Origin of the sequence: Erwinia phyllosphaerae (genome assembly GCF_019132875.1) — a bacterium.
Classification (GTDB): Bacteria; Pseudomonadota; Gammaproteobacteria; order Enterobacterales; family Enterobacteriaceae; genus Erwinia; species Erwinia phyllosphaerae.
This window is the reverse complement of the sequence record NZ_JAHSPF010000002.1, coordinates 370,720-392,632: the sequence shown is the minus strand read 5'-3', so window position 1 is coordinate 392,632 and position 21,913 is coordinate 370,720. Positions and strand designations below refer to the sequence as shown.

The following is a 21,913-nucleotide window of genomic DNA, read 5'->3' as shown; positions in this document are numbered from 1 at the left end:
TAATTATCAGACGTTTAACGGTGGAACCGTCTTGCCCGTCCGCTCGTAGAATTCGGTAACAAAGCGCTCTAATCTACCCTCTTCAATAGCCTTGCGTAAACCCGCCATCAGGCGCTGGTAATAACGCAGGTTATGAATCGTGTTCAGACGCGCGCCCAGTATTTCGTTGCAACGGTCAAGATGATACAGATAAGCGCGGCTATAATGGCGACACGTGTAGCAATCGCACTCTGCATCCAGCGGCGACGTGTCATCTTTATATTTCGCGTTACGGATTTTCACTACGCCGTCGGTAACGAACAGGTGGCCGTTACGAGCGTTTCGGGTAGGCATCACGCAGTCAAACATATCAACGCCGCGACGGACGCCTTCAACCAAATCTTCCGGCTTGCCGACGCCCATCAGGTAGCGCGGTTTGTCTTCCGGGATTTGCGGGCAAACGTGCTCAAGAATACGGTGCATGTCTTCTTTTGGCTCGCCGACCGCCAGGCCGCCCACAGCGTAACCATCAAAGCCGATCTCTACCAGCCCTTTTACCGAGACATCTCGTAAATCTTCGTAAACACCACCCTGAATAATACCGAACAGCGCGTTTTTATTACCAAGCGAATCAAAGCGGTCGCGGCTGCGTTTTGCCCAGCGCAGCGACATTTCCATGGAATTTTTTGCGTAATCCCAGTCGGCAGGATAAGGGGTACATTCATCGAAGATCATCACGATATCGGAACCGAGATCGTACTGGATCTCCATCGACTTTTCGGGATCGAGGAAAATTTTATCGCCGTTGATTGGGTTGCGGAAATGCACGCCCGCTTCGGTGATTTTGCGGATATCGCCCAGGCTAAAGACCTGAAAACCGCCGGAATCGGTCAGAATAGGGCCTTTCCATTGCATAAAGTCATGCAGATCGCCATGCAGCTTCATGATTTCCTGGCCCGGACGCAGCCATAAATGGAAGGTGTTGCCAAGGATAATCTGCGCGCCGGTATCCTGTACCTCTTCCGGCGTCATGCCTTTTACCGTGCCGTAGGTGCCCACAGGCATAAATGCCGGGGTTTCCACCACGCCGCGATCGAAGACCAAACGGCCACGGCGCGCGCGCCCGTCAGTAGTATCTAATTCAAACTTCACGTTACCTCCACCAGAGAGACAGTCTGATGATTCAGAGTAAATCACCGCGCAAGATGCGCGCTGAGTATCACAACCGGCCAAACCGGCTGCTAAAAATTATTGGCTGACCTGCTCGTTAATTGCCTGCGGGTTGCGGGTAATAAACATCGCATCGCCATAGCTAAAGAAACGGTACTTTTCGGCCACGGCCTGCTGATAGGCGTGCATGGTATTGCGGTAGCCCGCAAACGCCGAGACCAGCATAATCAGCGTCGATTCCGGCAGATGGAAGTTAGTAACCAGCGCATCGATAACCTGGTATTCGTAGCCGGGATAGATAAAAATTTTGGTGTCGTCAAAAAATGGCGCAATCAGCGCATCCTTTGCCGCCGCCGCCGCGCTTTCCAGCGAGCGAACAGAAGTTGTCCCTACGGCAACCACGCGATTGCCGCGCGCTTTACAGGCCAGCACCGCGTCTACCACTTCCTGCGGCACTTCGGCATATTCGGCGTGCATAATGTGATCTTCAATGCTTTCTACGCGAACCGGCTGGAAAGTACCGGCGCCCACGTGCAGCGTAACGAAAGCCGTTTCAATCCCTTTAGCGCGTAGCGCCTCCAGCAGCGGCTCATCGAAATGCAGCCCGGCGGTAGGGGCCGCTACCGCGCCCGGACGCTCGCTGTACACGGTCTGATAAAGCTCGCGGTCCGCGTCTTCATCAGGACGATCGATATAAGGCGGCAGCGGCATGTGGCCAACGGCATCCAGAATATCCAGTACGGCACGTTCATCATCAAAATGCAGCTCAAACAGCGCGTCGTGACGGGCAACCATCGTCGCCTTCACGCTTTCATCATCACCCAGCAGCAGTTCAGCGCCAGGCTTAGGCGCTTTTGAAGCGCGAATGTGCGCCAGTACGCGATGCTCATCCAGCATGCGTTCAACCAGCACCTCTATTTTTCCGCCGCTGGCTTTACGACCAAACACGCGCGCCGGGATCACCCGCGTATTATTGAAAACCAGCAAATCGCCCGGATTGAGTAAATCCAGCAAATCGGTGAACACCCCATGCGTTAGCTCGCCGTCCGGCCCGTTAAGGGAAAGCAGACGGCATCCGCTACGCTGGGCCTGCGGATAATGGGCAATCAAAGATTCGGGTAACTCAAAAGAAAAATCGGCAACGCGCATGGTCATTCACTGTCAGAGAAATCAGGGCGCACATTCTAGCTGAAATCCCGTCGTTTCTAAACAATCCGCGTTATCTAATGACCGATGCGGCTATAACATAACCACAATCAAAGTAAAAAACAGCTGCTGACCTGCGCAAATCAGAGGTTGTTAAGAGAGTATCAGGACAAACTGTGCGCAACGACGGTTTGAAAATCTCCCCTGCCCCTTTCATTTTCCGCAAACGTGAAAGAAGCAGGTATACTGCCGCGATGAACTTTCTTGCACATCTTCATCTGGCCACGCTTGCCGATAGCTCGCTGCTTGGCAACCTGATGGCCGATTTCGTTCGTGGCAATCCACGAGAAGTCTGGCCCGACGAGGTCGCGCTCGGCATTTTGCTGCATCGCCGCATTGACGTTATGACCGATGCCTTGCCGGAAGTCCGCACTGCGCGCGGCTATTTCCGGGCAGAAACCTATCGCGTTTCGCCTATTGCGCTGGACGTCATCTGGGATCATTTTCTGTCACGTCACTGGGATAAAATTGTTCCGGAAACGTCTTTACCAGACTTTTTACAGCAGGCCAGGACGCTAATAAGCCCCCACCTGCCCGGCACGCCAGAACGTTTTCAAAATTTGAACCGCTATCTGTGGACCGACCGCTGGATGGAGAAGTACGCCGAAGCGCCTTATCTGCAAAATGTGCTGAGCGGGATGGCCAGCAGACGGCCTCGCCTGGCGGCGCTGGCGGACTGCTATCAGGATTTTACCGACAATTATCAGCTATTCGATGAGCTATTCTGGCAGTTCTACCCGCAGATGATGGCGAAAGCGCGACGGCAGTCGCTGTGAAAATTGATTGCTTCTTGCCCTTTTCATAAAAAAGGTTATTGTAGGCGATTGCCTTGAAAAAACATGGATTTTGATAGGTAAGACCTATCCGAGAAATCGGCGCTTATCGCTGGTTTGCAAACCGATGTCGCCCCATACTGGCGACCGTTTCCCTTAATTTATCCTTACAGGAGTGACTATGGTTCTCGTAACTCGTCAAGCCCCTGATTTTACTGCTGCTGCCGTACTGGGCAACGGTGAAATCGTTGAAAACTTCAACTTTAAAAAACACACCGCTGGTAAAGCCACCGTTGTGTTCTTTTGGCCAATGGACTTCACCTTCGTTTGCCCTTCTGAGCTGATCGCTTTCGACAAGCGTTACGAAGAGTTCCAGAAGCGCGGCGTGGAAGTCGTTGGCGTTTCCTTCGACTCCGAGTTCGTGCACAACGCATGGCGTAAAACGCCGGTTGAAAAAGGCGGCATCGGCGAAGTGAAATACGCAATGGTTGCTGACATCAAACGTGAGATCCAAAAAGCTTACGGTATTGAGCATCCGGACGCGGGCGTTGCCCTGCGCGGTTCTTTCCTGATCGACAAAGCCGGTGTGGTTCGTCATCAGGTTGTTAACGATCTGCCGCTGGGCCGTAACGTTGACGAAATGCTGCGTATGGTTGACGCGCTGCAGTTCCACGAAGAGCACGGCGAAGTGTGCCCGGCTCAGTGGGAAAAAGGTAAAGAAGGTATGGGCGCTTCTCCGGACGGCGTGGCAAAATACCTGTCTGAACACGCTGCCAAGCTGTAATTTTACTTAGCAGAACAAAGCTCGCTTCGGCGGGCTTTTTTGTGTGCCAAAAATGGTCGGGAGATAGTTACGTGTGGGATTATTACATTATTGATGTTGCGAAAGTGTACTTAACTGCTCGCTGTGCTACCCTGTCGACAGGTACACCTTAACGAGGGAAACAAGTGCCCCCAACAAAACCCGCTTATTCTTCAGAAATTTGCGCCCTTATCGGCAGGGCCGTTACCGAACTGCTGGAAGCTGGAGAGCCTGTAGGCAGACATAACATCCTGATTCGTCTTCAGGTTTATAGTGCACAAACCCGCGATGAACAGATGCAGGCCATTATCCAGCAAGCTTTCCGCTCACTTCTCGAACGCTTCCACTGATTTCTTACCCCGCCAAAAACGCCCGAGCGGCCGTTCCCCGTTTACCTGCCACGGCTCACTGAGGCTACTCAGAGCGTCCCTATGGGTTATGCGTCATCAGGTGTACGGGCGACCACCACTTCCAACGCCTGACGGTAGATATCAAGCTGCACAACATCAGAGGTGTTTTCCAGCTTTTCTATCAGTTTCAGGATGATGCTTTTATTGGTGACATAGCCGCCTGCCGCGACGATCTCTCTGATCACCGCACCAATAACTTTTGTTTCCTGAGCCAGTAATTCGCCTTCCTTCTGGAAGTGTTCGAGGATCCCGGACTCTGAAGATTGCTGCTGCATAATTTTCGCCTTTATAAAGGGGCGGAACAACGCCACCTGAAGTTATTCAATGTTTTTTAGTGCCGTTCGGCGGGCCTTCGCTGGTAAACAGATGCGTGACGTTATCGGTGTCACGGATCTCGTGCGTATAGCGATTGCTGCCGGATTTGATATTGTTTCTGACGTCGGTAATAGCCTGACGGCAGGCACGCTGTCGGGTCGCGTTTTTCTCTACCGCGCTCATCGCCTGCAGCTGGCGTATAAGAGCAGCGTTATTAATGGCGGCATCGCCTTTCAACAACGCGAGAACGGCCTCACCCAGAACTATATCAACCAGTTTTTCTTCGTCGTTTCTGTACATAACCGCTTCTCTGATTCAGTGATGTGAGCCCATAGAAAGGGTCACAGTTCCCGGTTGCCTGTTGTGATACGCAAAAAATTTGCCAGCCGCCGCCGACAAAGCATTAGCGAGAAAGCAGACCGGACCGAGCAGAAAAGTTACGAACTTTTATAATCATTCAAGCCCAGGAACTTAGTCCTCACGGCCAAACAGCATGCCAATCAGCTCGTGGTAATGCTTTTCCTGCTCTGCATCTGAAGCCAACTCAAGGCGCCTCAGTAATTTTGAGCAGATCGCTTTGCGATTAATATTTCTGCCAGAGCGCAGAATCTCAACAACAATCTGCCCCAACGTCTCTTGTTGAGAGGGCATCATCGCCTTACTGAAGTAACGACTGATATCGTCTTCAGTTTTCGGGTTAGATCCATCCTGACGCATACAGCCCCCTTCAGTGGGTAGGTTAAAACGTATTTAAATTTTTCTGCGCTTAAGTTAACCATTTTCAGTAAATGTGTACAGCTATTTTGAAGTTGTACAACGAAAAAAAGTTGTTGCAAAAGGGGCTGCTGACAGGGTATTGCTCTGTGGTTACGGGCAATGAGAGGGTTATTTTGGCTCTTCATGCTCATATCTCTTTGTTTTTTACTCTTTCTGCTCACATTTAGCACAATCGACCGCTGCGGTTTAATAACAGGGACTTTACGCATGTACAAGTTTGCTCTTTGGTCATCTGGCGTGCTGCTCTCGGCTTTGTCCATCCTGGTTTGCCCCTGTGCAAAGGCCGAAACGCAGTATGTTCTGGAGAAGGTGGTTGAGGTTAGCCGACACGGCGTTCGCCCTCCTTCGCCAGATAACCGTAGCGCGATAGAAGCGGGTTCCGCCAGGCGCTGGGCCAGCTGGCAGACAACGGATGGCTACCTGACGGGACACGGCTATACCGCCGCCTGGCTGAAAGGCCGTTTTGAGCGTGATGGCTATCTTAAAGCGGGACTGTTAAGGACAGGCTGCCCGGCTAAGGGGGATTTTTACGTGCGCGCCAGCCCCATGCAGCGTACCAGAGCAACGGCTCAGGCCATAGCCGAAGCGGCTTTTCCCGGCTGTGGCGTAGTGGTTCATTCGGAAGAGAAGGACGACCCGCTATTTCATTATCCGCCGGGCAGGGCCAGCAAAGCCGAGGCTGCCGCTCATTACCAGCAAGCGCTTCGCGCTTTGGGCGGTAATGTGCAGGAAGCACAGCGGCGCTTATGGCCACAAATTGCCGCATTGAAACAGGTCGTCTGCCTGCCACAGCAGCCCTGCCCCGCTTTTAGCCAGCGCTGGCAGCTTACCGTCTGGTCAAACGGTACGATTGGCATGCAGGGACTGGATACGCTGGCGGCTATGGCAGAAACGCTGCGGCTGGAATGGAGCGAAAACAAGCCGCTGAAAGAGGTCGCTTTCGGCAACGTGACGAGCCAGTCCGATCTGGTGAAGCTGCTGCCGCTGCTGAGTTTTAAGTATGATTACACCAATGATTTGCCCGGGGTGGCAAAACGTGGTGCCTCGCTGTTAATGGCGCAAATCCACAGCGCCCTGGCTTCAGGCATAAATATTGCGCCGCACCCTTCTTCCATAAATAGTCCGCCGGACGTGCGCTGGCTATTCTACGTCGCTCACGATATCAATATTGCCTGGCTGCGTACGATGCTGAATTTTAGCTGGCAGCAGGAGGACTATCCGCACGGCAATATCCCCCCTGGTGGCAGTCTGGTTTTTGAGCGCTGGCGGCTTGGCGACAAGCGCTTTATCCGTATTTATTTTCAGGCACAGAGCCTGACGCAGCTGCGCCAGCTGACGCCGCTCGGCCCAACAAATTTGCCGCTGCTGACAGAGCTAAATTTTAAAGGCTGTGCAAAAACACCGGTCGGCACGCTTTGCCCTTATCAGACCGCCATGCAGCGTATCGCGAAGAACATAGACCCATCATTGCGGCAGCCCGTCGCTTATCCTGATTAAAGCGTAAATATTACCGGGCCGGGTAATCTGCTGCGGCCCCCGCCTGCGTTTTGCCCTACTTATTGCGCTGGGGTTTGTCAGCCTGACGGTCAGCGCGGGCATTGTTGCCGATCGGCATACTCCCGGCAAACAGCAGCCAACTATCATCCACTCCGCTAACGGCACGCCGCAAATCAATATCCACACGCCCAGTAATAACGGTCAGGCCATCCGCGGTGCAGCCTCACCCTACCTTGTTGAGCAGATACACAAGCTGACCGAAGGTAACCCGTAAGCAAAAGCGATGGCCCATACGGTCGTTGGGGCGGTAGCATCTTACGTGCCCGCTAACTCAGTTCTGGTGGTATGCCAGACGCCCAGACCGAGAAGAATTATCGCAATGAATAAAGGTTAGGAGTAATAAATTATTCTTTTACTTGTAAAGCCGTTATAAAAATAACGCCAGACGGCAGTATCTGGCGTTAACTTTATCACTACAGCAAAAAACGCTTAGCGGTCTTCAATCTGAATAAGGGCGCCCCAGGTATCTATTTTAATAACGCGAATATATTTCCCTGAAAGCTCATCATAGATAGCCTTCCCGGGCAGTAAAGGCGCATCTTTATTAGACGAAGTTTCAGGCGTGGTGTCGACAAGTACGCTTTTAACCGAGCTGCCGCTGTAGTGCATTACACGCACAGTAACGCCGTTAACAAAGGGATCATTGCTGTCCCACTTTTCAAAAGTCCCCTTCGGCTGGCGATACTCCAGCACCAGGACAGAGCCATCATTACGCTTAATCCGATAGCCTCGTCGACCGTCTGAGCGGCTAACGGGTACGATCATATTTTCTGAAAAAAGAGGATAAAGATTATAAATGCCCGCTTTTGTAATTACAGGCATCTCTGTGTCATTTAACCAGGTGGTGTAATGCTGATAGTTCGCCGGATAGAGTTTGCTACCTCCGCCACCCATGGTGTCTGTAGCGTCACCTCCGCCACCTTGCGTACAGGCCGAATTAAGCTGGACGATCCCCCCTGTAACCGGACAGTTTTTTAAGGTTGCGGAATGCTGAAAACCTAAATTATGGCCAAACTCATGGGACCACATCCAGACTTTATGACCGACATTATTAGAAATAATCCAGTTCCCCGGCATGGCCGCTAAACCTTCAAACGAACAGGCGGAATTGCGCGAAATATCCACGAAAAGATAATCATAATCAGCCGGATTTACCCCCAACTTTAGCGCGGCAGCACGAGCGCTCGACAAAATATTGCTGGAGCTGCAGGTAGCAGGACGGTCGCCAATATTGACGTTACGCAGAAATGTCCCTATAAGATTAAGCTTCCCATGAGAGGCCTGCTTCATATAGTTATGAAGTGAGGCATCGCTATCCCGTTCCCCTAATACCGCTTTGCGAATAGGTTCCGGATCGTTTGGCGTAACGCCATTAAAGTGCGTTGCCATTAACAGAACTTTCTTGGTCCCCGTTATTGCTCGTACTGGCGCAGGGATCTCGCCAGCATAGTGCCATTGCATCTGCTCTACGTTGCTGGCGGTTGACATACCGATATTGGCGGCGGAAGTCGCATTAAGCGTTTGTTTTTTCCCCAAATCGTTATTGTATTTATTTCTTAAGGTAATAACGCCTGCCCTTCCTTCTTTTATATCCCATAGCCGCATTGAGGTATAACCGTCGCCGCTACAGGTGCCCAGGTTAACGGTAGTGCCGTTACCCAGAGTGCGTAAACATTTTTCCGAGGATTTATTGCGTATATAGTAATATGCTTCAAATTTTTCCAGCTTCCACTGTTGTGAACTAGCGTCACTACAGGCCGAAAAAAGTAAACTGGCTCCATCACTCGCAAGGGTTAAACAGGACGCATTGCCGATAGCGTTATTTTTCAGGGGATAAAAATCTTGCTGTGCGGCTGAGGCAAAAAAGCTGACGGCGAGGCTCGCAACGATTGGCGATAATAGTTTCCTTACTTTCACAGATATATCCTTATGAAAAAAAGAATAGTCTATGAGAAAAATATCCCTAAAGAATAAGTTATCCCATTAATTAATATTTTCTGCCCTCTTCTGTTAGCAGATAACAGGATACACAGTCTGAATAAGGCAGTTCATCAGGTCAGGTTGTTGGCACCAGCAAGAAACGTAGAGGAAAGCGTCAATATTGCCGCCGCCGTTAAGTTATCTCTTTCCGCTGGGTTCGTGTCTTACTGAGAGCATCTTGCAGGCGTGGAAGCGAGGAAGGAAGCCGCCTTCATCGAAGGCGGCTTTTTATTATGCTTTGATTCTCTTTTTCACCAGCATCCAGCTTGCCAGCAGCAGCACTATCCAGCCGATGCCGACGTAAAGCGACACGCGGGTATCCGGGAAGTAGCCGATCAGGCCGATGATAAAGAACAGGAACAGAATGCCGACGATAGCGGTGAACACGCCGCCAGGCATAGCGAACTTAAGCTCTTTCGCCTGGGCTGGCGTCAGCGAGCGGCGGAAGCCAATCTGCGCGAACAGGATCATAATCCACACCCAGACGGTTGCAAAGGTGGCCAGCGAGGCGATGACCAGGAAAACTTTTTCCGGCATCAGGTAGTTCAGATAGACGGCAATCAGCATGGCTACCATCATCACCAGCACCGTGATCCACGGAATGCCGCGACGAGATACGGTTGCAAACATCGCGGGCGCATGGCCCTGCTCTGCCATACCGTGCAGCATACGACCAACGCCAAACACATCGCTGTTAATCGCCGAAAGCGAAGCCGTAATGACCACAAAGTTCAGAATGGCCGCCGCTGCCGCAATACCCATATGCTGGAAGGTCAGCACAAACGGGCTGCCGTTAGTGCCCACCTGGTTCCATGGATAGATCGACATAATCACAAACAGCGTGCCTACATAGAACACCAGAATACGCAGCGGCACGGTATTAATTGCGCGGGGAATAGAGGTAGCCGGATCCTTCGCTTCGCCAGCGGTAATGCCGATAATCTCAATACCGCCATAGGCAAACATCACAATCTGTAGCGACAGCACCATCCCGATAACGCCGTGCGCAAAGAAGCCGCCGTTCGTCCACAGATTACTGATGCCGGTCGGCTTACCGCCGTTGCCGATACCCCAGAAGATAATCCCGATGCCCGCCACGATCATAATGATGATGGTGGCCACCTTGAACAGCGACAGCCAGAATTCGACTTCGCCAAAGACTTTGACCGTCGCCAGGTTAATGGCGCCGATAATGAGCACCACGCTCAGCACCCAGGCCCAGTGCGGCACGTCCGGAAACCAGACGCTCATATAGATGCCAAAGGCGGTGACGTCGGCAATAGCGACAATCAAAATTTCAAAGCAGTAGGTCCAGCCGGTGATATAACCCGCCAGCGGGCCGAGGTAGTCCTGGGCATAGCGCGAAAAGGAGCTGGACTGCGGGTTATTAACCGACATTTCGCCCAGCGCGCGCATGATGATATAGGCGATAGCGCCGCCGATAATATAGGCGAGGATGACGCTCGGACCGGCCATTTTCATCGCATCGGCCGAACCGTAGAACAGGCCGGTACCAATGGCAGAGCCCAGTGCCATAAAACGAATGTGGCGGGTACTCAGGCCCTTTTTGAGGGTATTATTTTCCATTTTTCATCTGCTTAAGTTCTGTCGACTTCTCCTGCCGGAGATGGGCAGGAGAAGGTATCACATTTTACTGCTGATGCGCATTCACAGCCTTCTGTCCCATGACGCGGTCGCACAGAACAACGACAACCAGCATAGCCAGCGAAGGCGGCAGCCAGGCCAGGCCTTGCTCAGCCAGCGGCAGGCTGCCGGTAAAAGCAGGCAGCGCGTCTTTAAAACCGGTGGTTTTAATGCCGTCGATAATACCGAAGATCAGGCTGACCAGCATGGTCGGCGCGATAATACGGCTGCTTTTATTCCACCAGCGCAGCGTAAAGCTCAGCAGGATCAGCACGATACAAGGCGGATAGATCGCCGTCAGCACCGGAATAGAGAACTGAATCAGCTGGCTAAGACCCAGATTGGATACCAGCATCGAGAACAGGCCCAGAATAAACACCAGCTGGCGATAGCTCAGCGGCAGATACTGCTGGAAGAACTCGGCACAGGCGCAGGTCAGGCCCACCGCCGTTACCATACAGGCAACGAAAATGAGCGCGGCAAGGAACAGGCTGCCTACGCTGCCAAAAGTATGCTGTACATAGGCGTGCAGGATGGCCGCGCCGTTGGCATTTTGATCGACGATAGAAGCACTGTCGGAACCCAGCTTAAACAGGGTCAGGTAAACCAGCGTCAAACCCACGCCCGCAATTAGGCCGGCAATGATGGTGTAACGTGTCAGCAGACCCGCTTCGCTTACGCCGCGGGAACGCGCTGCGTTAACGATAACGATGCCGAATACCAGCGCGCCCAGCGTATCCATGGTCAGATAGCCGTTAATAAATCCGCTGGAGAACGCGGCATGCTGATACGATTCCGTTGCCGGAGCCAGGCCGCCTGCGGGCCAAATCAGCGCGGCGATGCCCAGCACGCCCAGCGCAACGATCTTCAGCGGTGCCAGAATATGGCCAACGGTATCCAGCAGTTTGCCCGGATAGAGCGAAATACCAATCACCAGCGAAAAGTAGATCAGGCTATAAATGAACAAAGGCAGTGCGCCATCGCCGGTCAGCGGAGCAATACCCACTTCAAAAGAGACGGTCGCGGTGCGCGGCGTGGCAAACAGCGGCCCAACGGCCAGATAGCAGACCGTCGCCAGCACAATGCCTGCTGCTTTACCGATTGGCGAGCTAAGCGCGTCGATGCCCCCGCCGACTCGCGCCAGCGCAATAACGGTAATAACCGGCAGTCCAACCGCCGTCAGCAAAAAGCCAAGCGCCGCAATCCAGACATGTTCCCCGGACTGAATACCAACCATGGGTGGAAAAATAATGTTACCGGCACCAACGAACAGGGCAAAAGTCATAAAGCCCAGCGCGAGGATGTCTTTAGAAGTTAAACGTTTTGTCATAAGAAGCGGATATGCCTGTACTGGTGTTAAGTGAATGCGTGATGTTGGCTTTATTTCCCTGCACGCATCGATCGCTCAGTCTCCGTCGCGGCAGTCGATTTTCTGCCTGACGTCGAACGGCGTGATTACGCTGTTTATGTTCTTTTTCCAGGGAAATAAATTTAAAACGGCGCTAAGTAAAACGTTTATAGCGGAGAAAGACAATACGGGATCGAGAAACCAGAGTAATATAACGCAGAAATAGTACACACCAGTTAATAAGTCTGGTTTAACGGCTGGATGCCTTACATGATTTGTATCTTTTTTGCGCTTTGCGGCGTTATTTTCTGCACGAATTTACCGCTGGATGCACAAAAGGCGCGTATAAACGCGCCTTTTGCATTATTTGCCTGGCTTACCAGACCTGTTTAGCGATATCGACAACCAGACGCAGCTTGGCCCACTGCTGCTCTTCCGTCAGGCTGTTGCCCTCTTCCGTCGAGGCAAAGCCGCACTGCGGGCTCAGGCAAATCTGCTCCAGGCTGACAAACTGTGCCGCCTCGTTAATGCGCTTTTTCACCGTTTCCGCCTCTTCCAGCTCACCGTTTTTCGTGGTGATCAGGCCCAGCACAACCTGCTGCTTGCCCGGCCTGACAAAGCGCAGCGGCTCAAAACCGCCAGAACGCTCATTGTCATATTCCAGGAAGAAGGCGTCGACCTTCACCGTGCCGAAAAGGATCTCCGCCACCGGCTCATAGCCGCCTTCAGAAATCCACGTTGAGCGGAAGTTGCCGCGACAAACGTGCAGGCCTACGGTCATATCTTCCGGTTTGCCTTCCAGCGCTTTGTTCAGTACCTGCGCATAAATGTTAGCCAGCTCTTCCGGATTGTCACCGCGTTCGCGTATCTGACGCTTTTGATCTTCAGAACATAAATAGGCCCAGACGGTATCGTCCAGCTGTAGATAACGGCAGCCCGCCTCATAAAAGCCTTTAATGGCCGCACGGTACGTCAGCGCCAGATCGTTAAAATACTCTTTCAGGTCCGGATAAACGTTGGCGTCAATAACCTTACGACCACCGCGAAAATGCAGTACGCTCGGGCTTGGGATGGTCATTTTTGGAATAGCGTCGCCGCTGATGCTTTTCAGGAAACGAAAATCTTCCAGCATGGGATGATTGCCAAAGCCCAGCTTGCCGGTCACCTTCACGCCGCGAGCCTTGGTCTGCACGCCGTTGAATTGAATACCCTGCTCCGCCTCATAACGCTCTACGCCTTCCAGGCCGTCGAAGAAATCAAAGTGCCACCACGCGCGGCGGAATTCGCCGTCGGTAACCACTTTCAGCCCGCTGGCGCGCTGTTGCTCAACCACGTCACGGATGGCTTCATCTTCAATCTGGCGCAGCGCGGCGGCGTCGATTTCACCTGTCTGAAACTGTTCGCGAGCCTGTTTAATCGCAGCAGGACGCAGGAAACTGCCAACAACTTCGGCGCGATACTGGGCTGATTCTCTTTGCATTTTCGGTCACTCCTGGCCTGCGGACGGGCACATCATTTAACGGTAAAAGTGTTATCTTTAAACATCACCAGACTTCTGGATGTCTAAATGGCTGGAAGTAAGAATGTCATGAGAAAGATTTAACGGCAAACGAAGAAATTTCACATTACATGAAAAAAATTCATGTTGATGTGAAGAAGCCGGTATAAAACCGCTATGAGCAGGCGTAACGGAAACTGGCAAAACCGCTACGAGCAAGGCGTAACGGAAACTGGCAAAACCACTATGGGCAAGGCGTAACGGAAACTGGCAAAACCGCTACGGGCGGGCCGCAGCGGATATATGCAAGATAAGGTGGATACGGACAAGAGCAGCAAACACGTACAGGATACAGCGGATTCAGCAATTATAACGGACAGAGCATAACAGCCAGCCTTACTCGCCGATCATCGCCCTGACCCTGTTGAGCTGCTCATCAGAGAGCGGCAGATAGCCCGCCTGCCGCACCAGTGCCTGCCCCTGCGGCGACAGCGCATGCTGTAGGAAAGCTTTGGTCAATGGCTCAAGCGGCTGACCCGGCGCTTTATTCACATAGATATAAAGCGGGCGGGCATAGGGATAGCGTCCGCTGCGAATACTGGCGACGCCAGGCGCTATCCAGTTAACGCCGTCGGGCGAAACCAGCAGCGTTTTTACTCCCGTCAGATGCGCGCCCATGCTGGCGTAGCCGATGCCGTTCAGCGTGCTCGCTACCGCCTGAATGACGGCCGCCGATCCAGGGTATTCACCGACATCATTACGGAAATCGCCGTTGCATAATGCCTGCTGACGGAAAAAGCCCCAGGTGCCGGACGCCGAGTTACGGCCAAAACGCTGTAGCGGCCGATGCTGCCACGCCGGTTGTTTTAACTGTAAATCGCCCCAGCTATGGACGGTGAAGTCTGCGCCGCAGCGGCGGGTAACGGAAAAAATAGCGTCGAGCTGCTGAGCGTTTATCCTCTCAAGCGGATTATCCTGGTTTACCACCACCACTAAGGCATCCAGCGCCACCGGCACGGCCAGCGGCGCATAGCCATAGCGTTTTTCAAACAGCTGGCGCTCAACGGCCTGCATTGGCCGACTCATCGCGCCCAGCTGCGCTGCGCCTGCCGACAATGCCGTTGGCGCGGTAGACGAACCCGCAGCCTGAATCTGCACGTTGACGCCCGGATACTGGCGGTTAAAACTTTCTGCCCACAGCGCCATCAGATTGCCTAACGTGTCTGATCCCACGCTGCTAAGGTTGCCAGACAGCATCCCCTCGGCCGCCCCGGCTTTTACGCAACACAGCAGCATAAAAGCCAAAAGTAACTTTTTCATTAATCTTGTCCGCTCGCTCAGTGAACCGCATTCTGAGTCAATTGCTCACTCACGATCAACCTTGCCGGCAGTAAGAAGCTAAAACTGGTCTCTTTACCCGGCTGGCTGGCGATCTCCAGCCGCGTATTATGATGACCAAGCGCGTGCTTGACGATGGCCAGCCCCAGCCCGCTGCCGCCGGTCTGCCGGGAACGGGCCTTATCAACCCGGTAAAAGCGTTCGGTCAGACGAGGAATGTGTTCCGCAGCAATACCAGGCCCGTTATCCTTCACTTTAAACAGCGCCCCCTGCGCCGTTTTTTGCCAGCTGATATCAATGCGCGTGCCTTCCGGCGTATGGTTAACGGCGTTGTAAACCAGGTTGGAAATGGCGCTGCGCAGCTGTTCATCATTACCAAACACCCGCAGATGCGGATCGAAAGAGAAATGAATATCGTGCCGCCCCTGGCTAAGCGTCTCCGCCTCGCGCTGTAACAGTCGCAGCATCAGCGGCACATCCACTTTTTCCTGCAAATCCAGCGCGGGTGCCGCTTCAATCCTTGAAAGCGTCAGCAGCTGCTTAACCAGCGCATCCATGCGGCGCGTTTGTTCCTGCATAGTGTGCAGCGCTTTGTCCCGCGAAGGGCCTTCCAGCACCGCATCGCTCATCATCTCCAGATAGCCCTGCAGCACGGTAAGCGGCGTGCGTAGTTCGTGGCTGACGTTGGCGAAGAAGTTACGGCGCGCGCCTTCCAGCTGATGCATTTGCGTGACGTCACGCGATACCAGCAGCCACTGGCCTTCGCTGTAGGGCATTACCCGAAATTCCAGATGACGATGGCTGTTCAGCACCAGGGTTAAAGGGCGAGAAAAATCGCGATCGCGCAGGTAGTGAGTAAATTCCGGATAGCGCAGCAGATTTAAAATATTCTGTCCGTTATCTTCCGGCCAGCGCAGTCCCAACAGCTGCTGCGCCAGGCCGTTACACCAGAAGATGGTGCCCTCTTCCGTGGTCAGCACCACCGCATCGGGCAGGGATTCTGCGCCGCTGCGAAAACGTTTAATCAGATGCCCCAGCTCGCGACGACGACGACGGTTACGCGCCTGCATCTGATAAAGACCATAGAAGAGCGGTTCCCAGCTGCCGCGCCCCGCTGGCGGCGTGATACTGCGATCGATCCAGAGCCAGTGGGAAAGACGAAGCAGGTTAGAAAAATGCCAGCCCAGCACGGCCAGCACGGCCAGCAGCAGCAGCCACGGCAGATAGCCGGTGAGCAGACCGATAATCAGCGCTGGCAGACAGGCGAGCAGCAGCTCAAGCAGCAATCTCTTCCAGGAGAGGCGTTCCAGCACGGTGAAAACTCCAGTGGGGACGATCAGTAACGTGCAGAGAAACGGTAGCCCGTACCGCGAACGGTCTGCACCATACGATCGTGCCCGGTCAGTTCAAGCGCTTTACGCAGGCGGCGGATATGCACATCAACGGTACGATCTTCCACGTAAACGTTAGTGCCCCAGACATGATTAAGCAACTGCTCGCGGCTGTAGACGCGCTCGGGATGGGTCATAAAGAAGTGCAGCAGCTTATATTCGGTCGGCCCCATCTCCAGCGGCTGCGTTTCCGACATCACGCGGTGCGAAGACGGGTCCAGGCTCAGGCCCTGGATCTCAATCACCTCCTCCACCGCCATTGGTGAAATCCGGCGCATCACCGCTTTAATGCGGGCAACCAGTTCCTTAGGTGAAAAAGGTTTAATAATATAGTCGTCAGCCCCCACTTCCAGGCCCCGCACGCGATCCTCTTCTTCGCCGCGCGCCGTCAGCATCATCACCGGAATATCGCGGGTCATGGCTTCGCGCTTTAAATGACGGATAAACTGAATACCGGTGCCGCCTGGCAACATCCAGTCCAGCAGGATCAGATCGGGCCACGGCTCAATTAACATGCTGATCGCGCTGTCATAATCTTCCGCTTCTATTGGCTGATAGTCGTTTTGCTCCAGAACAAAACACAACATCTCACGGATTGGGGCTTCATCTTCGACTACCAGAATGCGCTTAGCCATCATTGCTCCTGCGTTTGTGACGGGATGTCACTGGATATGCGGCGTCATTATGCGTCAGATTTATGACACTTTTATGAAAAAAGCCTCAGCCATTCATCAGTTTTATAACACTTTCAGCAGGATGGAAATGCGTAGCTGAGGTTTTTTAGCCAGGCGTTTATAATCGGCCTTTCGCTTTTGCCATCCTGAAGGGATTCTATGCGACTCATTCATACCGCCGACTGGCATCTGGGCCAGTTTTTTTATACCAAAAGCCGTGCGCCGGAGCACGAGGCTTTTCTGACGTGGCTGGTCGCGCAGGTTGAGCTGCATCAGGTTGATGCCGTTATCGTGGCCGGCGACGTTTTCGATACCGGTTCGCCGCCCAGCTATGCGCGCGAGCTGTATAACCGCTTTGTGGTCAGGCTACAGCAAACCGGCTGCCAGCTGATTATTCTGGCGGGCAATCACGACTCGGTAGCCATGCTGAATGAATCCCGCGAGCTGCTGGCCTGCCTGAATACGCGCGTTATTGCCGCCGCCAGCGAAGATCCTGCCGACCAGGTGTTGGTACTGAATCGTCGCGACGGCCAGCCGGGCGCGCTGCTTTGCGCCATTCCTTTTTTACGTCCGCGCGATATCACGCTCAGCAAAGCGGGACAGTCGGGACGAGAGAAGCAGCAGACGCTGCTGGAAGCGATCACCCACCACTATCAGCGCAGCTACGCAGCCGCAACAGAAATGCGTGCGAAACTGAACGGCACGCTGCCCATCGTGGCGACCGGCCATTTGACCACCGTCGGCGTGACTAAAAGCGATGCGGTGCGCGACATCTACATCGGCACGCTGGACGCTTTTCCCGCCCAGGCTTTTCCGCCAGCGGACTATATCGCGCTCGGTCATATTCATCGTGCGCAGCGCATTGCCGATACGGAGCACATCCGCTACAGCGGCTCCCCCATTCCGCTCAGCTTTGACGAGCTGGGCCGTGAAAAAAGCGTTTTCATGGTCGATTTTGCCGACGGTCAGCTTAGCCAGGTCAGGCCGCTGGCGGTGCCGCTCTTTCAGCCGATGCAGATGATTAAAGGATCGCTGGCGGAGATTGAACGGCAGCTGGCAGCGATTCAGCCGCCGGAAACGGGCCAGCAGGTGTGGCTGGATATCGAAATTGTTTCGCAGACCTGGCTAAACGACCTACAGCGCCATATTCAGGAGCTGACTGAAAAACTGCCGGTCGAAGTTGTGCTGCTGCGCCGCAGCCGCGAACAGCGCGACAGCATCATTAACCGGCAGAATAACGAGACCCTGAGCGAGCTGAGCGTGGAGGAAGTGTTTCAACGCCGCCTGGCTTCAGAAGAAGAAGATCCGCAGCGCATTGCGCGCGCTACGCTGCTGTTCAGCCAGACGCTGGCCGAGATTGATGAGGAGCAGCCATGAAAATCCTGACGCTACGGTTTAAAAACCTCAACTCGCTAAAAGGTGAATGGAAAATTGATTTCACCGCCGAGCCTTTCGCCAGCAACGGCCTGTTTGCCATTACCGGGCCAACCGGCGCGGGTAAAACCACGCTGCTGGACGCTATCTGCCTGGCGCTCTATCACGAAACGTCGCGGCTGGGGAAGCTGTCGCAGACGCAAAACGATTTAATGACGCGCGATACTTCCGAATGCCTGGCTGAAGTCGAATTTGAGGTGAAAGGCGTCGCCTGGCGCGCATTCTGGAGCCAGAACCGGGCGCGAGGCGCGGTGGATGGCAACCTGCAGGCGCCGCGCGTAGAGCTGGCGCGCTGTGAAGACAATAAAATCGTCGCGGATAAAGTAAAAGACAAGCTGGAGATGCTTACCGAGCTGACCGGCCTGGACTTCGATCGCTTCACCAAATCGATGATGCTTTCGCAAGGTCAGTTTGCCGCTTTTCTTAACGCCGATGCCAACAGCCGCGCGGAACTGCTGGAAGAACTGACCGGCACGGAAATTTACGGTCGTCTTTCCGCCAGCGTGTTTGAGCGGCACAAAAACGCCAGAACCGCGCTGGAGACGCTACGGGCGCAGGCTGGCGCGATGGCCCTGCTGGATGAGGAACAAGTTCAGCAGCTTACCACCCAGTCTGAACAGCTGTTGGCAAAGGAGCAGGCGCTTACTTCTCAGCATCAGCACCAGCAGTCGCTGCTGCAGTGGTACCAGCAGTATCAGGCGGTGGGACACGCCCAAAAAGCGGCGGAAGCGGAGCACGAGCAGGCGAAAACGGCCTGGCAAGAAGCAATGCCGCAGCTCAACCTGCTGGCACGAGCAGAGCCGGCCGAGAAGCTTCGTCCGCAATGGCTCCTGCGTAACCAGCAGCAGCAGGACAGGCAGCGCCTTAACGAACAGCAGCAGCAAATTGAACAACAACAGCAACAGCTTGGCGAGCAGCTTGCAGCACTTGACGGGCAACTAAAAACGGCCGAAGCCGCCCGGCTCCAGCACGAAGCCGATCGTCAGCAGCAGGAAGCCTTAATAGCGGACAGGTTGCAGCCGCTGGATAACAGCATCGTCACGCTGACGCAGCAGAATCAGCAGCTACAGAAAGAAGTAAGCGATCACCAACTTTTTCTTGCGCAGCGGCGTCAGGTGCTTGAGCAAGCGCAACGCGAGCAGACGGAAAAAACCGCGCAGCAGCAGGAACATCAACGCTGGCAGCAGCAGCATGACCAATTTGCACGCTGGGGCGAATCACTGCCGCTGTGGCGCGCGCGCTTTGAACAGCAGCAGCAAAGCGAACAGGCGCTGGCGGCACTGCGTCAGCGCAAGCTTGAACAGCAGCAGGCAACAGAACAGCTACGAACGCAGCTTGCTCAGGCAGAGCAGCAGGCCAAACCAAAGCAGCTACAGCTTGAAGAAACGCGACTGCGCGTAACCGAAGCGCAGACGGCGCTTGCTCATCAACAGCAACAGCATTCAGAAGAGCAACTTCAGGCCTCGCTGGCCGCTCTTCATCAGCAGCGGCCGCAGCGGCAGAGCCTGGCGCTGATTGCATCGCAGTGGCAGCCGCTGATGCAGCGCATGCAGAAACAGCAGGCCAGCCAGCAGGCGCTGCAACAGCAGCTTCAGCAGGCGCAGCTCGAACTACAAAACCTGCGCACGGGCTGGAAGGAAAAACAGCAGCATTTGCAGGATCTGGAAAAACGCTGCGAGCTGGAACAGCGCATTGCCGATCTGGAGCAGCACCGCGCCCTGCTGGAGCTTGAGCAGCCCTGCCCGCTGTGCGGCTCCTGCCAGCATCCCGCCGTGGCGGCATACCAGGCGCTAAAACCCTCAGAAAATCAGCAGCGTCTTGCAGTACTAAAAAACGAAGTGGAGATGCTGAAAGATCGCGGTACGGCCAGGCGCGAACAGGTCAAAAACCTCGAGCTACAGTCGGGAAAACTACAGCAGGAACAGGCGGAAAACGAAAGCGAAGCCGCCCGTTTACGCGACCAGTGGCAAACGATAGTTCAGGCCCTGAATCTTACCTTCACGCCTGATGAGACAACGCAAACCGCCGCCTGGCTGACTGCTCAGGAAAAGCAGGAAGACGACTTCCAGGCACGGCTGCTGAGCCTACAGCAAAGCGCCCGTCTGCTTCAGCAGCAGAAGGAAAAACTGGCCGTCCAGCAAAACGAGCTTAATGATATCCAGCAGCAGCAAAAGCTAACCGGTCAGCAACTGCTTACTTACACTAACGCGCTGGAAGATCAGGAAAAAGCGCTGGCGACGCAGCAGCACAGCGTAACGCAGCAGCACGAAGCCTTACGCGCCTCGCTGGCTGCGGTGGCACTGGTGCCGCCAGAGCCGGAGAGAGTCGAAAGCTGGCTTGGCGATCGTCAGCAGGAGTGGCAAGAGTGGAACAGGCGCGCGCAAACGTTGACGGAGCTGGCTTCTCAACTGACAGCTCTGACAACGCAGCAGCAGGCGCTGCTGGCGGAAATCAACCGCGAGCAGGAGCAGGTAACCGAGCTGGAAAAACGTAGCCAGAGTGGGCAACAAGAGCTGGCCGCTTTACGCCAACAGCGCCGGGAACTATTTGGCGATAAGGTGATAGCCGAGGTTATGCAGCAGCTTCGTACGCTGTCGCAGCAGCATACTGAACGCTGTCAGCAGCTCCAGCAGCAGTGGCAGCAGCGGCAAAACCAGTTAAATACCCTGACCGGACAGCATAATTCACTGACTGAGCAGCTTCATGCGCTAACGCAGCGGTTGACGCAGGCACAACAGGCTTTTGACGCCGCGCTTCTGGCCAGCGATTTCCGCGACGAAGCGGCCCTCACCCGGGCTTTACTGGATGAAACGGAGCTCTTGCGCCTGCAAACCCTGCAAAAAACACATGAACAGCGGCTTCAGCAGGCCGCCGCGCTTCTTAGCCAGGCGGAAAAAAACCTGGCGGCGCTGGCAGAAAAACCGCAGGCGATGCCGGAGGATCCGCAAACCTTGCCTGCCACAATAGAGAACCTCGCCCGGCAGCTAAGGGAAAATGCGCTCCAGCAGGGCGAAGCGCAGCAGCAGCTTACCAGCGATGCGCAGCGGCGCGAGCAGCAAAAGCAGCTGCTGACCACTATCGAGCAGGAAACGCAGCAGCTGGAAGACTGGAGCTACCTGAACCAGCTAATCGGTTCGAAAGAAGGCGATAAGTTCCGTAAGTTTGCCCAGGGCCTGACGCTGGATCACCTTGTCTGGCTGGCGAACAACCAGCTAAACCGGCTGCACGGTCGCTATCTGCTACAGCGTAAATCGCAGGAGGCGCTGGAGTTACAGGTGGTCGATACCTGGCAAGCTGACGCCCTGCGCGATACGCGTACCCTTTCCGGCGGCGAAAGCTTTTTGGTAAGCCTGGCGCTGGCGCTGGCGCTTTCCGATCTGGTTAGCCACAAAACGCGCATTGAATCGCTGTTTCTGGACGAAGGTTTCGGCACGCTGGATGCCGCCACGCTGGACGGCGCGCTGGACGCGCTGGACGCGCTGAATGCCAGCGGCAAAACGATTGGCGTTATCAGCCATGTCGAAGCGATGAAAGAGCGTATTCCGGTGCAGATCAAAGTGAGGAAAGTTAACGGGCTGGGCTACAGCAGGCTGGAAGTGCCAGAAGCTTAAAAAATA

Annotated in this window: 17 protein-coding genes; 5 read left to right on the top strand and 12 right to left on the bottom strand. The window is 54.3% G+C overall.

All coding sequences use genetic code 11. The features are described from left to right. Positions 1–6 precede the first annotated feature (6 nt). Positions 7–1,131 (bottom strand): tRNA guanosine(34) transglycosylase Tgt, encoded by a 1,125-nt coding sequence (gene tgt / locus KUE00_RS05185; RefSeq protein ID WP_246758519.1) that lies wholly within the window; start codon positions 1,129–1,131, stop codon positions 7–9. Between the two features lie 96 nt (positions 1,132–1,227). Beyond that, positions 1,228–2,298 (bottom strand): tRNA preQ1(34) S-adenosylmethionine ribosyltransferase-isomerase QueA, encoded by a 1,071-nt coding sequence (gene queA / locus KUE00_RS05180; protein WP_246758679.1) that lies wholly within the window; start codon positions 2,296–2,298, stop codon positions 1,228–1,230. 251 nt (positions 2,299–2,549) lie between these two features. Here queA and KUE00_RS05175 point away from each other — a divergent pair, with 251 nt between their 5' ends. Both KUE00_RS05175 and KUE00_RS05170 read left to right on the top strand, forming a co-directional pair. Continuing rightward, positions 2,550–3,131: an ACP phosphodiesterase gene (locus KUE00_RS05175; protein WP_246758518.1), complete on the top strand. Its 582-nt coding sequence runs from the start codon at positions 2,550–2,552 to the stop codon at positions 3,129–3,131. 178 nt (positions 3,132–3,309) lie between these two features. Further along, entirely contained in the window at positions 3,310–3,912 is a 603-nt protein-coding gene (locus KUE00_RS05170) for a peroxiredoxin C (protein WP_246758517.1), read from the top strand. A gap of 454 nt (positions 3,913–4,366) precedes the next feature. Here the strand turns inward: KUE00_RS05170 and KUE00_RS05165 are convergent, their stop codons facing one another. The 3 genes from KUE00_RS05165 to ycgZ all read right to left on the bottom strand — a co-directional run bounded on the left by KUE00_RS05165 (position 4,367) and on the right by ycgZ (position 5,372). Beyond that, complete coding sequence (locus tag KUE00_RS05165) at positions 4,367–4,615, bottom strand: biofilm/acid-resistance regulator YmgB/AriR (protein WP_246758516.1); 249 nt, start codon at positions 4,613–4,615, stop codon at positions 4,367–4,369. A 46-nt stretch (positions 4,616–4,661) separates the two neighbouring features. After that, the gene (locus tag KUE00_RS05160; protein WP_246758515.1) at positions 4,662–4,955 is read right to left on the bottom strand and encodes a hypothetical protein; all 294 of its coding nucleotides are present in this window, start codon (positions 4,953–4,955) and stop codon (positions 4,662–4,664) included. 171 nt (positions 4,956–5,126) lie between these two features. After that, complete coding sequence (gene ycgZ / locus KUE00_RS05155; RefSeq protein WP_246758514.1) at positions 5,127–5,372, bottom strand: regulatory protein YcgZ; 246 nt, start codon at positions 5,370–5,372, stop codon at positions 5,127–5,129. A gap of 267 nt (positions 5,373–5,639) precedes the next feature. On the opposite strand from ycgZ, the gene KUE00_RS05150 reads away from it, so the two are divergent. Continuing rightward, positions 5,640–6,929, top strand: coding sequence for a histidine-type phosphatase (locus tag KUE00_RS05150; protein WP_246758513.1), 1,290 nt, complete (start codon positions 5,640–5,642; stop codon positions 6,927–6,929). A gap of 489 nt (positions 6,930–7,418) precedes the next feature. Here the strand turns inward: KUE00_RS05150 and KUE00_RS05145 are convergent, their stop codons facing one another. The 7 genes from KUE00_RS05145 to phoB form a co-directional block, all read right to left on the bottom strand. After that, a complete protein-coding gene (locus KUE00_RS05145; protein WP_246758512.1) occupies positions 7,419–8,906 on the bottom strand; it encodes an RICIN domain-containing protein in 1,488 nt (495 codons plus the stop codon). A gap of 294 nt (positions 8,907–9,200) precedes the next feature. Then, the gene (proY, locus tag KUE00_RS05140; protein ID WP_246758510.1) at positions 9,201–10,556 is read right to left on the bottom strand and encodes a proline-specific permease ProY; all 1,356 of its coding nucleotides are present in this window, start codon (positions 10,554–10,556) and stop codon (positions 9,201–9,203) included. 64 nt (positions 10,557–10,620) lie between these two features. Then, positions 10,621–11,943 (bottom strand): branched-chain amino acid transport system II carrier protein, encoded by a 1,323-nt coding sequence (brnQ, locus tag KUE00_RS05135; protein WP_246758508.1) that lies wholly within the window; start codon positions 11,941–11,943, stop codon positions 10,621–10,623. Between the two features lie 394 nt (positions 11,944–12,337). Further along, positions 12,338–13,441: a cobalamin-independent methionine synthase II family protein gene (locus KUE00_RS05130; RefSeq protein ID WP_246758506.1), complete on the bottom strand. Its 1,104-nt coding sequence runs from the start codon at positions 13,439–13,441 to the stop codon at positions 12,338–12,340. A gap of 414 nt (positions 13,442–13,855) precedes the next feature. After that, positions 13,856–14,779, bottom strand: a complete 924-nt coding sequence (locus KUE00_RS05125) for a PstS family phosphate ABC transporter substrate-binding protein (protein ID WP_246758505.1) — start codon at positions 14,777–14,779, stop codon at positions 13,856–13,858. A gap of 17 nt (positions 14,780–14,796) precedes the next feature. Next, positions 14,797–16,110 (bottom strand): phosphate regulon sensor histidine kinase PhoR, encoded by a 1,314-nt coding sequence (gene phoR / locus KUE00_RS05120; protein WP_246758504.1) that lies wholly within the window; start codon positions 16,108–16,110, stop codon positions 14,797–14,799. Positions 16,111–16,133: 23 nt separating this feature from the next. Beyond that, positions 16,134–16,823 carry a phosphate response regulator transcription factor PhoB gene (gene phoB / locus KUE00_RS05115; protein WP_246758503.1) on the bottom strand — a complete coding sequence of 230 codons (690 nt, stop codon included), beginning with the start codon at positions 16,821–16,823 and terminating at the stop codon, positions 16,134–16,136. 198 nt (positions 16,824–17,021) lie between these two features. On the opposite strand from phoB, the gene sbcD reads away from it, so the two are divergent. Next, positions 17,022–18,239: an exonuclease subunit SbcD gene (sbcD, locus tag KUE00_RS05110; protein ID WP_246758502.1), complete on the top strand. Its 1,218-nt coding sequence runs from the start codon at positions 17,022–17,024 to the stop codon at positions 18,237–18,239. Continuing rightward, positions 18,236–21,907 (top strand): AAA family ATPase, encoded by a 3,672-nt coding sequence (locus KUE00_RS05105; RefSeq protein WP_246758500.1) that lies wholly within the window; start codon positions 18,236–18,238, stop codon positions 21,905–21,907. Before sbcD ends, KUE00_RS05105 begins: the two co-directional genes overlap by 4 nt. The last annotated feature ends 6 nt before the right edge of the window (positions 21,908–21,913 follow it).

Coding starts and splice junctions, on each gene's coding strand:
- queA (WP_246758679.1), bottom strand. CDS start 2,298: ATGCGCGTTGCCGATTTTTCTTTTGAGTTACCCGAATCTTTGATTGCC.
- KUE00_RS05165 (WP_246758516.1), bottom strand. CDS start 4,615: ATGCAGCAGCAATCTTCAGAGTCCGGGATCCTCGAACACTTCCAGAAG.
- proY (WP_246758510.1), bottom strand. CDS start 10,556: ATGGAAAATAATACCCTCAAAAAGGGCCTGAGTACCCGCCACATTCGT.
- phoB (WP_246758503.1), bottom strand. CDS start 16,823: ATGGCTAAGCGCATTCTGGTAGTCGAAGATGAAGCCCCAATCCGTGAG.
- ycgZ (WP_246758514.1), bottom strand. CDS start 5,372: ATGCGTCAGGATGGATCTAACCCGAAAACTGAAGACGATATCAGTCGT.
- KUE00_RS05170 (WP_246758517.1), top strand. CDS start 3,310: ATGGTTCTCGTAACTCGTCAAGCCCCTGATTTTACTGCTGCTGCCGTA.
- KUE00_RS05150 (WP_246758513.1), top strand. CDS start 5,640: ATGTACAAGTTTGCTCTTTGGTCATCTGGCGTGCTGCTCTCGGCTTTG.
- KUE00_RS05125 (WP_246758505.1), bottom strand. CDS start 14,779: ATGAAAAAGTTACTTTTGGCTTTTATGCTGCTGTGTTGCGTAAAAGCC.
- KUE00_RS05105 (WP_246758500.1), top strand. CDS start 18,236: ATGAAAATCCTGACGCTACGGTTTAAAAACCTCAACTCGCTAAAAGGT.
- KUE00_RS05175 (WP_246758518.1), top strand. CDS start 2,550: ATGAACTTTCTTGCACATCTTCATCTGGCCACGCTTGCCGATAGCTCG.
- KUE00_RS05160 (WP_246758515.1), bottom strand. CDS start 4,955: ATGTACAGAAACGACGAAGAAAAACTGGTTGATATAGTTCTGGGTGAG.
- KUE00_RS05130 (WP_246758506.1), bottom strand. CDS start 13,441: ATGCAAAGAGAATCAGCCCAGTATCGCGCCGAAGTTGTTGGCAGTTTC.
- sbcD (WP_246758502.1), top strand. CDS start 17,022: ATGCGACTCATTCATACCGCCGACTGGCATCTGGGCCAGTTTTTTTAT.
- brnQ (WP_246758508.1), bottom strand. CDS start 11,943: ATGACAAAACGTTTAACTTCTAAAGACATCCTCGCGCTGGGCTTTATG.